This is a genomic window from Achromobacter sp. UBA2119 (assembly GCF_002331005.1).
Classification (GTDB): Bacteria; Pseudomonadota; Gammaproteobacteria; order Burkholderiales; family Burkholderiaceae_B; genus Achromobacter; species Achromobacter animicus.
The window spans coordinates 848,109-859,804 of record NZ_DCYD01000009.1 but is presented as its reverse complement, the minus strand read 5'-3'; the positions used below and the strand labels follow the sequence as shown (position 1 = coordinate 859,804).

Sequence of the window (11,696 nt, the reverse complement as noted above, 5' to 3'; positions counted from 1 at the left end):
TCACATTTTAACCGGCTCGATCGAACCCCCATTTTTGGGGCGCGAGGGCCTGGTAACAAACAGGGAATAAAAGAGGGCGATCCCGGCCCTATGCGGGGCCGGATCGAAGGGAGGTCAGGCGCGGAATCCCTGCAGCAGGTGCTGCGCGAGCGGGGCGCGCAGCGGGGAGGCAAGGTCCATCCCCAATAGCGCGGCGCCGCAGGCGTGTTCGACGGGCGCGAGGCCGGTGGCGAAGATCCGCGGCATGAAATCGGTGAGCCCGGCGGTGATGAAACGATCCAGATGGCGCGCGCTGGCGAATTCGGCGAGCGCGGAGCCGGGGTTTGAGCCGGCGTTGGCAGCGCGACTCGCCAGCCAGCCTGCCAGGGTCTGCGCCAGCCGCGCCGCGTCGCGCAGGCCCAGGTTCAGACCCTGCCCCGCCACGGGGTGCAAGGTCTGGGCCGCGTTGCCGATGGCCGCCACGCGGCCGTGCACCTGTGCGCGGCGGGCGGACAGCGCCAGCGGGAAAACGTGGCGGGGCGCATGGCTGGACAGGCGGCCCAGGCGATCGCCGAAGGCCTGCGTCAGTGCGTGGGAAAACGCGGCGTTGTCCAGCGCCGCCAATTCGGCCGCGCGGTCCGGCGCGCTGCACCAGACGACCGAATACGCGTCCGGCGTCTGCGGGTGCGGCAGCAGCGCCAGCGGGCCCTCGGACGTGAACCGTTCCCATGCCCAGCCGCGCCGGGGCAGGGTGGCCTGCGCGGTGGTCAGCACGGCGTGCTGGTCGTAGTCGCGCCGCACGTCCGTGGCGCCGGCGCCGTCGGATTGCACCGCAACGCCGCAAAGGATTTGTGTTTCGCCCTGCTGGATGCGCACGCCGTCGGCATCCTGCAGGCCGATCTGCGCCGGCGGACCGGCCAGCACGGTGACGCCGGACGCCGCGACGCATTCGTCCAGCTTGGCGTACAGCCCGGAATAGGCCACCACGCTGCCCAGTTGGGGCACGTTGAAATCGGTGTGCTGGATCAGCGTGCGGCCCAACCGGCCGCGCTGCGACACATGGATGTTGCGGATGTCGGCCGAACGCTCGGGCCAGGCATGCAGCGACTCCAGTAGCACCCGGCTGCCGTGGTTCATGGCGAGCACGCGCGGATCTGCGGCCGGGATGGCCGCGGCCGGTGTGACGGGGACCGGCGCGCTGCCCGCGAGCAGGGCGATGCGCGCCGGGTCCGGCGCCACGCGCGCCAGCATCAGGGCCAATACGCGGCCCACGGGGCCGGCGCCAAGAATCGCAATGTCGTAGGCGGAGGAAGTCATGCCCGGATTTTACTCGTCCACTACAATCGCGGCAGCCGCCGCAGCCCGGCGCCACGGCTCCCTTACCGGTTGATTGACATGACGCAGGCTCAGGCTTCCTCTTCGCTTTCCGCCGTTTCCGCCCGCCGCCCCCGCAGCAAGGTTGTGGTGGGGCTGCTGGCCTGCCTGCTTGGCGCCTTCGGGGCGCACTGGTGGTATCTGGGCCGGCGCCACGCGTGGCTGGTCACCGCGTTCGCCGCCGTGTGCCTGTTCTGCGCATTCCGCTTCTACCCGGTCTGGTACGACAACCCCGCGTTCTTCCTGCTCTTCATCCCGATGATCGACGGCTTCATCGAAAGCGCGGTCTACTCGCTGATGCCGGACGAGAAATTCGATCGGCTCTGCAATCCGGGCTTGGGCAAGGTGTCGTCGACAGGGTGGGGCCCGGTGCTGGTGGCGATTCTGGCCTGCCTGGTCGGCGCCATCGTCACCATGTTCGCCATCGCCATGGTCGTGGTCTACGTGTGGGTGGCCATGGGCTGGCTCGACGGCTACGTGCTGTAAGTCTTTTGCTCCGCCGCGCTATTCGCGCATCAGCGCCTCGATCTCGGTGGCCTGCACCGGGACCCCTCGGGTAATCAGTTCGCAGCCCTCGTCCGTGACCAGCGCGTCGTCCTCGGTGCGAATGCCGATATTCCAGTAGGCCTCGGGCACGTCGTCCGCCGGGCGCACATAGATGCCCGGCTCGATGGTCAGCATCATTCCGGTTTCCAGCGTGCGCCACGGCCGCTCCGCGCCGGTTGCCGTGCCCGGCTGGCGGTAGTCGCCCACGTCGTGGACGTCCAGCCCCAGCCAGTGGCCGGTCCGGTGCATGTAGAAGCGGCTGTAGTCGCCTGATTCCAGCACGCCGTCCAGCGACCCCTTCAACAGTTTCAGATCGAGCATGCCTTGCGCCAGGACGCGCAAGGCGGCCTCGTGCGCGTCGTTGAAGGTGCGGCCCGGCGCGGTGGCCTGGGCCGCAGCATCCTGCGCCGCCACCGTCAGGTCGTACAGCGCGCGTTGCGGGCCGCTGTAGCGGCCGTTCGCTGGAAACGTGCGTGTGATGTCGCTGGCGTAGCTGTCGACCTCGCAGCCCGCATCGACCAGCACCAGATCGCCGTCGCGCAGCACCGCCTCGCCGGCCGGATAGTGCAGCACACAGGCGTTGGCCCCGGTGGCGACGATGCTGTTGTACGCCACCGACTGCGCGCCATGCCGGCGGAATTCATAGAGCAGCTCGGCTTCGATTTCGTATTCGCGCATGCCCGGCCGCGCAACGCGCATGGCCCGCGCATGCGCGCCCGCCGATATCTTGGCCGCGCGCCGCATCGCCGCGATCTCCGAGGCGTCCTTGATCAGCCGCATGTCGGCCAACAGCGGACGCACGTCCTGCTGCCGCGTCGGTGGCGTGTGCCCGCCGCGGCTCTTTTCCTGTGCCGCGGCCAGCCAGCGGCGCAGGCGGCCATCCGTGCGCTTGTCGCCGGCCAGCGGCGCGTACAGCGTGGGGTGGTCCAGCATCAGCGCGGGCACCAGCTCGTCCAGCGCGTCGATGGGGTGGGCGTCGTCAAAGCCGAAGTAGGCCGCGGCAGCCTCGGGGCCGAAGCGCTTGCCTTCCCAGAGTTCATGCTCGACATGGCGCGGCCGGCAGAACAGCACGGCCCGGTCCGTGGCGCCGGCAACCAGGACCAGCCACGCGTCCGGTTCGGTAAAGCCGGTCAGGTAAAAAAAGTCGCTGTCGTGCCGGTAGGGGTACTCCGCGTCACGGTTGCGAATGGCTTCCTGCGCCGTCGCCAGGATCGCGATGCCGCCACCGTCTGCGCGCATGCGCTCCATCAGGCGCTGGCGCCGCGCGGCGAAAGGGGCGATGTCGTCGGGAGGCAGGCTCATGGCGGGCGGGTCGGGGCGGGCACCCCGGCAAGGGCGAAAGATGGGGCCTACTTTACCCGCCATCCCGCGAATGCAACACCCCGGCCGCGAATCCGCGAGGACGGCGCGGTGATGACTGGACGGCGCGCGAACCGCTGCTACAATCGCCGCTCTGTCATTGGGGAGTAGCCATCCTTTTCCCCTAAAGGAGTCAGCGTCAACAGACTTGGTGGTTCAGTGCTGCGGAGCAGCCGCTAGAACCCCATGGCGCTGACGGCACCCACGTCCGGCTTGCCGCCGCGTGGATCAGCCAGGCGAGACCTTTGGCCGCGTAGCGTTCACCCTTGGCCGGGCGAGCCGCTGCGTCGCGCCAATGGTATCTGCTCGTCCGGCCGCGTTCCCATGTTGCTCACCCTGTTTCTGTTCTTCCTGTCCGCGGCAGTGATCTACGTCGCGTGCGAGTTCTTCGTCAACGGCGTCGAATGGGTCGGTCATCGCTTCCAGTTGGGCGCGACCGCCACCGGCACCGTGCTGGCGGCCTTCGGCACCGCGCTGCCGGAAAGCGCCGTCACCTTCATGGCCGTTGTCTTCGGCGATACCCCAGAACAAAAGGACATCGGCGTCGGCGCCGCAATGGGCGGTCCCCTCGTGCTGGCCACGCTGGCCTACGCCGTGGTCGGCCTGGCCCTGTGGCGCGCGCGCCGCGGCCAACCTGCGCAGGCAGACTGTATCAACGCGGACCAGCGCCGGCTGGCCCGCGACCAGGCCTGGTTCATGGGCATCTTCATCTTCAAGGTGGGCCTGGGGCTGCTGGCCTTCGCCTGGAAGCCGTGGCTGGGCTTCGTGTTTCTGGCCACCTACGCGCTCTACATCAAGCGCGAGCTGAGCAACGACGAGGAATGCCTGGACTGCGAGGACCTCGAGCCGCTCAAGCTGCGTCCGCGCGACGAGAACCCGACCATGTTCTGGGCCGCCACGCAGACCATCATGGCGCTGGTGGTGATCGCCGGCGCGTCGCACGTCTTCGTGAATCAGATCGAACTGCTCGGCATTGCGATGGGCGCGTCGCCGCACGTGGCCGCGCTGCTGCTGGCGCCGGTGGCTACCGAATTGCCGGAAATCATGAACGCGCTGATCTGGGTGCGCCAGGGCAAGGAGCGTCTGGCGCTCGCCAACATCTCGGGCGCCATGATGATCCAGGCCACCATCCCCAGCGCGCTCGGCATCTTCATGACGCCGTGGGTGCTGGATGCGCCCCTGCTGGCCGCAGGTCTCTTCACCATGGTGTCCATCGGCCTGTTGTGGATGCGCTTCCGCCGCGCCGCCATGAGCGTGCCGGCGCTGTCGGCGGTGGGCGGACTGTATGCGCTGTTCGCCGGCTATCTGGGCTGGCACTTCTACGCGTGAGTGCAGCTGCCGGGCAGGCCACTCGTGCCTGTTCGGCTCTGCTTCATTTGTGTGTCAAAAGTGCGTCAGACCCTTGTCCATCAGTACAAACCCGCGTAAACTCGCCGTGTTTTCCATCCCAGGAGTTGTCTTCGTGAATACCGATTCCGGCGAAAGTTGTCGATCTTGCATCGACGTCGCTGTCTGACAGGATCCACGCAGAACTCCGTCTGCCGCATCCTGTCATTCAGGTTGCGGTGTATCCCAAGCGCCAGGCATCAGCCCGGCCCATAGTGCAGGCCTACGGTCTGCCGGGACCCCCCCCGACATAAACCGCCAGAACCGCCGCTAGTCGCAGCGCCAGCGTTCGTGCACGTTCGTCGTGCCCGCCGCAAGGGCGTTGTCCGGCTGCGCTCGTGTTCGCGATCACGCTCCGCCTTCTTGTCATGGAGGTCGTTATGCGTTTCTTCGACTTGTTCCTGCGCCGCGCTGGCGTGGACCGTGCCACCGCCCTGGGCCGCCGTCGCGGCACGTCCCGGCTGACGGTGATCTGTCCTCGCGGTGAGCTCGGCGCCCTGCGCAAGCAGATCTGCCTGGACTTCAGCGCCGCCGGCCTGGATGTCGCGCAAGTGCAGATCGATCAAGGCCAGGAGCCGGATCTCGCATCGGCTTGCATCACCGTCAATTGCCCCCCGGAGCTGCGGGCGGAACTGATGACGCAAGCGCGCCGTCTGAGCGCCAACCCTGCTGTCCGTCACGTGCATTTCGGCGCGCAGGCCGCATTGGCCTGATCGCGCCTTTTCTTTCAACCCAGGAGAAATCATGCCTAGCGCCTTAGACCCAGAGCCTCGATTGCGCCCTGTGCGCGGCTTCGGCATGCCTATCTGACCCGTCATCTCCCTGCGAGCCGACTGGCCGGATAGACATCCCGGTCCGTACGGAACCCGCAGCCTGGAATCCCCGGCCCAGCACGCGCCCTGCGCGCCCCGGCGCCCGGTCCTGATTCCACCGCCCGCTCCCTTTCCGTTTTCCGCACCCGGCGCGCCATAGACGCGATCCGGACACCGGCAACATTGCTCCGGCGCCTGCGCACGCCCGTCAGTGGCGGTCTCACGGCATTTCCTCGGAAACGCCGCGGCCCGCTGCTGCCCGCGCGCGGCCGCCGCCGGCAGGGTAGTCCGTGTCTCCCGCAACAACTTTAATAAATGCGGAGCACTCCCATGTTTGCTTTCCTGAAGTCCTTTTTTTCTTCCGCTGCGCGTCTGCGCCGCACCGGCCGGCACTTTCGCCGCGCCCCCATTCTCGAGCAAGGCGGGGATCAGGCCGCGGCTTCGTCCGAAGCCGCCCGCCGCGCCAGCCAGCGTATGGTCGAGACGTCCCGGCTCGGTTTCGATTCGCTGTTCGAACGGTTCGGCAGCGGCTGGGGCGGCCTGTCCGACGCCCAGGCCCTGGCCGCGCGCGAACGCCACGGCGCCAACGAGGTCGACCACGAAAAGCCGCTGTCCTGGCCAGCGCACCTGTGGCTGTCGTACCGCAATCCGTTCAATCTGCTGCTGAGCGCGCTGGCCGTGCTGTCGTGGCTGACTGACGTGCGCATGGCCGCGCCCGAGGAACAGTCCTGGACAGCGGTTGCGATCATCGGCTCGATGGTGGTGATCTCGACGGTGCTGCGCTTCGTGCAGGAGCAGCGCTCGAACCGCGCCGCCGAGGCCCTGAAGGCGATGGTGCGCAACACCGCGACGGTGCTGCGCAGCGATGCCGGAGCGCCGGCCGCCGGAGCGCCGGCCGCCGGAGCGCCGGCCGCCGGAGCGCCAGCCTCGGGAGCGCCAGCCGCGGGCAATGGCCGGCGTTTCTTCGGCGCCGCCCTGCATGCCTCCGGCTCGCAACAGCGCGAAGTGCCGCTGGCCGACCTGGTGCCCGGCGACGTGGTGCTGCTGTCCGCGGGCGACATGGTCCCCGCCGATTGCCGCATCCTCAACGCAAAGGACCTTTTCGTTGCGCAGGCCGCGCTGACGGGCGAATCGCTGCCCGTCGAAAAGCACATGTCCCCGCGTGAGCAATCGGCCAATGCCCTCGAGCTCGAAAACATCGCCTTCATGGGCACCAACGTGGTCAGCGGAGCGGGCAGCGCGCTGGTGGTGGCCACCGCCTCGGACACGTACTTCGGCCAGTTGGCAGGCCGCGTCACGCAGACCTCGCGCGCGCCCACGCAGTTCCAGCAGGGCATCAACCGCGTGAGCTGGATCCTGATCCGCTTCATGCTCGTCATGGCGCCGGTGGTGATGATGATCAACGGCTTCACCAAGGGTGACTGGCTCGAAGCGCTGCTGTTCGCGCTGGCCATCGCGGTGGGACTGACGCCCGAAATGCTCCCCATGATCGTCACCGCGACGCTCGCCAAGGGCGCCGTGCGCATGTCGCGCCGCAAGGTCGTGGTCAAGCGCCTGGATGCGATTCAGAACCTGGGCGCCATGAACGTGCTGTGCACCGACAAGACCGGCACGCTGACGCAGGATCGCATCGTGCTCGAGCGCCATACCGACGTGTATGGGGCGGCCAGCGACGACGTGCTGGCGTACGCGTATCTGAACAGCTACTACCAGACGGGCCTGAAGAACCTGCTGGACGTGGCGGTGCTGGAGCATGCCGAGGTGGCGCGCAGCCTGGATCTGGCGGGCCGTTACCGCAAGATCGACGAGATCCCGTTCGACTTCTCGCGCCGCCGCATGTCCGTCGTGGTGAATGAGACCGAGAACGGGCGCGACCACCACGAACTGATCTGCAAGGGGGCGCTCGAGGAAATGCTCTCGGCCTGCACGCGGCTGCGCGTGGGCAACGAGGTGCATCCGCTGACCGAGGCCCGCCGCGCCGATATCCGCCGCGTGACCGCCGGTCTGAACCGCGACGGCCTGCGCGTCATCGCGGTGGGCGTCAAAGAGTTGCCACCCACGCAGCAGGCCTATGGCATCGCAGACGAATCCGATCTGGTGCTGGTGGGGTACATCGCCTTCCTGGATCCGCCCAAGGAGTCGACGGGGCCCGCGCTGGCTGCGCTGAAGGACTCGGGCATCGAGGTCAAGGTGCTGACCGGCGACGTTGAACTGGTCACGCGCAAGGTCTGCCGCGAAGTGGGACTGGACGTGCGCAAGGTGTACCTGGGCGCCGAAATCGAGGCGATGGACGACGAGGAGCTTGCCGCCGCCGTGCGCGAGGCCAACGTGTTCGCCCGCCTGTCGCCCATCCACAAGGATCGCATCGTGCGCAGCCTGCGCGCGCAGGGCAACACGGTGGGGTTCATGGGGGATGGCATCAATGACGCGCCGGCGCTGCGGGCAGCCGACGTGGGCATTTCGGTGGATTCGGCGGTGGATATCTCGAAAGAGGCTGCCGACATCATCCTGCTGGAAAAGAGCCTGATGGTGCTGGAGGACGGCGTGATCGAAGGCCGCAAGACCTTCTGCAACATGCTCAAGTACCTGAAGATGACGGCCAGCTCGAACTTCGGCAACGTGTTTTCAGTGCTGGTTGCAAGCGCCTTCCTGCCGTTTCTGCCGATGCTGCCGATCCACCTGCTGCTGCAGAACCTGATGTACGACATTTCGCAGACGGCGATCCCGTTCGACAACGTCGACGAGGAACTGCTGAAGCAGCCGCAGCGCTGGGACCCGGACGGCCTGGGCCGCTTCATGGTGTTCTTCGGCCCGATCAGCTCGATCTTCGATATCGCCACCTATGCCGTCATGTGGTACGTGTTCCAGGCCAATGCGCCCGAGCACCAGACGCTCTTTCAGTCCGGCTGGTTTGTCGAAGGCCTGTTGTCGCAGACGCTAATCGTGCATATGATCCGCACGCGCCGGATTCCCTTCCTGCAAAGCCGCGCCTCCTGGCCGCTGATGGGTATGACGCTGATGGTGATCGCGCTGGGCCTTGTGCTGCCGTTCTCGCCGTTGGCGGAATACTTCCAGCTGCAGGCGCTGCCCTGGAGCTATTTCCCCTGGCTCGTCGGCATCCTGCTCGGGTATTGCGTGCTGACGCAGGCGCTGAAGGGTTTCTGGGTGCGCCGCTACGGCTGGCAGTAGGCTGATGCAACCGGCGGCGGGCTCAACCCGCCGCCAACGCAAGGAAAGATCATGAGAATTGCATTGTGCGCCGCCTTGTCGGCGGCCGGCCTGATTCCGCCCTGTACCGCGCTGGCCGCGGATGCCGGGGCCGGACTGCAGCTATATGGCGTGGTGGACGCGGGCGTTGCCGTGACCCGGGTGTCGGGGCATGGCAGTCACAGCGGCCTGCTGAACGGCGGGCTGACCGACTCGCTCTGGGGGCTGCAGGGGACGGAAGACCTTGGCGGCGGTTGGGCCGCCAACTTCCAACTGGAAAGCGGCTTTGACCCGTCCAGCGGCACCGCGGCCGACGGCAGCCGCCTCTTCGACTATGGCGCCTGGGTCGGCCTGGCCCATGCGGACTATGGCGACTTGCGGTTCGGCCGCCAGTACACCGTCGGCCAGACCTACGGCAACGCGCTGGAGATCGCCTCCTGGAAAGACATGGGCATGGGCGCCACCTTCAAGGCGTCCGACAACTACCAGTTCAGCAACATGGTGAACTGGTATTCGCCGCAGTGGCGCGGGTTCCAGGCCGGGGTCGGATACGCCTTCGACGCGGATGGGCAGGACAACTTCCGCACCAACCAGAACACTCGGGCAATCAGTGTGGGCCTGAAGTATGAGGACGGCCCGCTGCTGGCCGTGGCGACTTGGGAACAACTGCGCCTGGCCGACCCTCCCGCGGCGGCCGAGGGGCGTCCGCAGGCGATGCAGCTGGGCGCCTCGTACGACTTTGAGGTGGCCAAGGTGTCGGTGGCCTGGTCGCGCCAGCGCAACGGTTACGTGGGACTGGACGGCGGCGACCCGGATGGCTTGGGCGTCGGGCTGGGTCCGGCGGCCTTCGTGCAGGGCGGCACGGTCGATGCCTGGCTGGTCGGGGTCAGCGTGCCCGCCGGGCCGGGCGCGGTGCTGGTGCAATGGTCCCTGGCCAAACCCGACTGGCGTTGGGCCAATGGCATGACGGCGCGCAATGCGCAGGTCGCGACGCTGGGCTATACCTACGACCTGTCCCCACGCACGACTCTCTACGCCTTCGCCGGCTACGCGTCGAACTACACGCTGGACAACCAGTTCGACCCCGGTAATTCCCACACCACGCGCATCGGCACCGGCGTGTCGCACCGTTTCTGACGCGTTCCTCCCCCGGCGGCGCCCGGCAGCGGACAACGGCGGGGTCTACTACAATCGCCTGAGATCGGCGCCCGGCGCGCCGGTTCTTGTCTTCGCGTCGTTTCTCGGATGGCCCGCATGGATAGTCTCGAATGGCTCGTACCCTGGGAGTTCTCTCCCACGCTGGTGGCTTCCTTCCTGGTGGCCATCGTGCTGTTCATACGCGGCCAGCGGGTCCACCACGTCACGCGTGCGCGCAGCATTCTGTTCTGGACAGGGATGGTCCTGCTGTACCTGTCGCTGCACACCCGCCTCGACTATTACGCCGAGCGCATGTTCTTCATCCATCGCATCCAGCATCTGGTCCTGCATCATCTGGGACCGCTGCTCGTCATGGCGGCCTTCCCCGGACAGGTGATGCGGGCGGGCCTGCCGATGCGGTGGCGCGTGCGGCTGCGCGACTTCCTGCGCACGGGCACGGGCCGCGCCACGGTGGCCGTGCTGACCAACAAGATTTTCGTGCCGGCCCTCTTCGTGTTCCTCGTGCTGGTCTGGCTGATCCCGTCGGTGCAGTTTTATTCGATGCTGGATTGGCGCCTGTACCGGCTCATGAACTGGTCGGTGGTGATCAGCGGCTTCATGTACTGGAACCTGATTCTGGACCGTCGTCCAGCGCCCCCGGCGGCCATGTCGCCCGGCGGTCGGGTGATCTCGCCCGTGGCGACCATGCTGCCGCAGATGGTCGCGGGCGCGGTCATCGCCTTCACGGAAAGCGACATCTACCCGCTCTTCGAGCTGTGCGGCCGTGCCATCGCCATGTCGGCGCAGACCGATCAGACGATCGGCGGGCTGACGATGTGGATCCCCGCCGCGCTGGTGGAAGTGATCGGCCTGATGGTGGCATTGGGAACGCTGATGCGTCTTTCCGCCAAGGGGCGGCTGCGCAAGGCGGATCGCGATGCGCGCGCGCGCGCCAAGTCCGGCGCGGCGCTATCGTCGTAAGCCCGGCCGGGAATGCCGCGCTGATTGGCGCATTCCCGTCAGGCCGTGCGGGTCATTCCGGCAGCAGGCCGTGATACTTCTTGCCCAGCGCCACGGTGGCCTGGAACATGCCCGCCTTGTTGCCGCAGTCGTAGCGCACGCCGTCGAAGCGATGCGCATAGACCTCGCGCTCGCGCATCAGCGAGGCGATGCCGTCGGTCAACTGGATCTCGTTGCCCGCGCCCATCTTGGTCGAGCGCAGATGGTCGAAGATCGCGGCTTCCAGCACATAGCGGCCCACAACAGCCAGCGTCGACGGTGCGGCCTCCGGGTCCGGCTTTTCGACGATGTGCGTGACGCGCTCGGTGCGGCTGTCCGCCGGCGTCTCGCCGGTATGGGTGGCCACGATGCCGTACTTGCGCGTGTCGGCGCGCGGCACGTCCTGCACGCCCAGCACGCTGGCGTTGCGCGCCACGGCCACATCCACCAGTTGCTTCATGGCAGGCGTATTGGCGTCGATCAGGTCGTCGGCCAGCAGAACGGCAAAGGGTTCGTCACCCACGGCGGGCGCGGCCGACAGCACGGCGTGGCCCAGGCCCAAGGGGGCCGACTGGCGGATATAGAGGCAATTGACGTGCGCGGGTAGAATGCCCCGCACCATTGCCAGGAGTTCATGCTTGCCCTTGCTTTCCAGGTCGGCTTCCAGCTCGGGTGCAGAATCGAAATGGTCCTCGATGGCGCGCTTGTTGCGGCCGGTCACGAATATGAGATCAGTGATGCCGGCGGCGACGGCCTCTTCCACCGCGTATTGAATCAGGGGCTTGTCGACCACGGGCAGCATTTCCTTGGGCATCGCCTTGGTGGCGGGCAGGAAGCGTGTACCCATGCCGGCGACAGGGAAAACGGCTTTACGGACGGGACGCATTGATACCTCGT

At 67.2% G+C, this 11,696-nt stretch carries 9 protein-coding genes and 1 riboswitch; of the genes, 6 read left to right on the top strand and 3 right to left on the bottom strand.

All coding sequences use genetic code 11. The features are described 5' to 3' along the window. Positions 1–114: 114 nt before the first annotated feature. Positions 115–1,296, bottom strand: a complete 1,182-nt coding sequence (locus tag B3098_RS09255) for a UbiH/UbiF/VisC/COQ6 family ubiquinone biosynthesis hydroxylase (protein ID WP_286894604.1) — start codon at positions 1,294–1,296, stop codon at positions 115–117. Between the two features lie 78 nt (positions 1,297–1,374). Here B3098_RS09255 and B3098_RS09250 point away from each other — a divergent pair, with 78 nt between their 5' ends. Beyond that, positions 1,375–1,839, top strand: a complete 465-nt coding sequence (locus B3098_RS09250; protein WP_175123195.1) for an NINE protein — start codon at positions 1,375–1,377, stop codon at positions 1,837–1,839. Positions 1,840–1,857: 18 nt separating this feature from the next. Here B3098_RS09250 and B3098_RS09245 read toward each other — a convergent pair whose 3' ends face one another. Next, positions 1,858–3,201 carry an aminopeptidase P N-terminal domain-containing protein gene (locus B3098_RS09245; RefSeq protein ID WP_286894602.1) on the bottom strand — a complete coding sequence of 448 codons (1,344 nt, stop codon included), beginning with the start codon at positions 3,199–3,201 and terminating at the stop codon, positions 1,858–1,860. Positions 3,202–3,347: 146 nt separating this feature from the next. Next, positions 3,348–3,539, top strand: a riboswitch (yybP-ykoY riboswitch). A gap of 43 nt (positions 3,540–3,582) precedes the next feature. Here B3098_RS09245 and B3098_RS09240 point away from each other — a divergent pair. The 5 genes from B3098_RS09240 (at position 3,583) to B3098_RS09220 (ending at position 10,781) form a co-directional block, all read left to right on the top strand. Then, on the top strand, positions 3,583–4,587 hold the full coding sequence (locus tag B3098_RS09240; RefSeq protein WP_175123193.1) for a sodium:calcium antiporter: 1,005 nt from the start codon (positions 3,583–3,585) through the stop codon (positions 4,585–4,587). 437 nt (positions 4,588–5,024) lie between these two features. After that, entirely contained in the window at positions 5,025–5,357 is a 333-nt protein-coding gene (locus B3098_RS09235) for a hypothetical protein (protein ID WP_175123192.1), read from the top strand. Between the two features lie 429 nt (positions 5,358–5,786). Next, on the top strand, positions 5,787–8,645 hold the full coding sequence (gene mgtA / locus B3098_RS09230; protein WP_286894597.1) for a magnesium-translocating P-type ATPase: 2,859 nt from the start codon (positions 5,787–5,789) through the stop codon (positions 8,643–8,645). Positions 8,646–8,696: 51 nt separating this feature from the next. Continuing rightward, positions 8,697–9,800, top strand: coding sequence for a porin (locus B3098_RS09225; protein ID WP_286894595.1), 1,104 nt, complete (start codon positions 8,697–8,699; stop codon positions 9,798–9,800). A 108-nt stretch (positions 9,801–9,908) separates the two neighbouring features. Next, the gene (locus B3098_RS09220) at positions 9,909–10,781 is read left to right on the top strand and encodes a cytochrome c oxidase assembly protein (protein ID WP_286894594.1); all 873 of its coding nucleotides are present in this window, start codon (positions 9,909–9,911) and stop codon (positions 10,779–10,781) included. Between the two features lie 52 nt (positions 10,782–10,833). On the opposite strand, the gene galU is transcribed toward B3098_RS09220, so the two are convergent. Continuing rightward, positions 10,834–11,685, bottom strand: coding sequence for a UTP--glucose-1-phosphate uridylyltransferase GalU (gene galU / locus B3098_RS09215; RefSeq protein WP_279974846.1), 852 nt, complete (start codon positions 11,683–11,685; stop codon positions 10,834–10,836). Positions 11,686–11,696 lie beyond the last annotated feature (11 nt).

Excerpts from the sequence above, each read along its gene's own strand:
- B3098_RS09255 (WP_286894604.1), bottom strand. The coding sequence starts at position 1,296 with ATGACTTCCTCCGCCTACGACATTGCGATTCTTGGCGCCGGCCCCGTG.
- B3098_RS09225 (WP_286894595.1), top strand. The coding sequence starts at position 8,697 with ATGAGAATTGCATTGTGCGCCGCCTTGTCGGCGGCCGGCCTGATTCCG.
- B3098_RS09220 (WP_286894594.1), top strand. The coding sequence starts at position 9,909 with ATGGCCCGCATGGATAGTCTCGAATGGCTCGTACCCTGGGAGTTCTCT.
- B3098_RS09240 (WP_175123193.1), top strand. The coding sequence starts at position 3,583 with ATGTTGCTCACCCTGTTTCTGTTCTTCCTGTCCGCGGCAGTGATCTAC.
- B3098_RS09235 (WP_175123192.1), top strand. The coding sequence starts at position 5,025 with ATGCGTTTCTTCGACTTGTTCCTGCGCCGCGCTGGCGTGGACCGTGCC.
- galU (WP_279974846.1), bottom strand. The coding sequence starts at position 11,685 with ATGCGTCCCGTCCGTAAAGCCGTTTTCCCTGTCGCCGGCATGGGTACA.
- mgtA (WP_286894597.1), top strand. The coding sequence starts at position 5,787 with ATGTTTGCTTTCCTGAAGTCCTTTTTTTCTTCCGCTGCGCGTCTGCGC.
- B3098_RS09250 (WP_175123195.1), top strand. The coding sequence starts at position 1,375 with ATGACGCAGGCTCAGGCTTCCTCTTCGCTTTCCGCCGTTTCCGCCCGC.
- B3098_RS09245 (WP_286894602.1), bottom strand. The coding sequence starts at position 3,201 with ATGAGCCTGCCTCCCGACGACATCGCCCCTTTCGCCGCGCGGCGCCAG.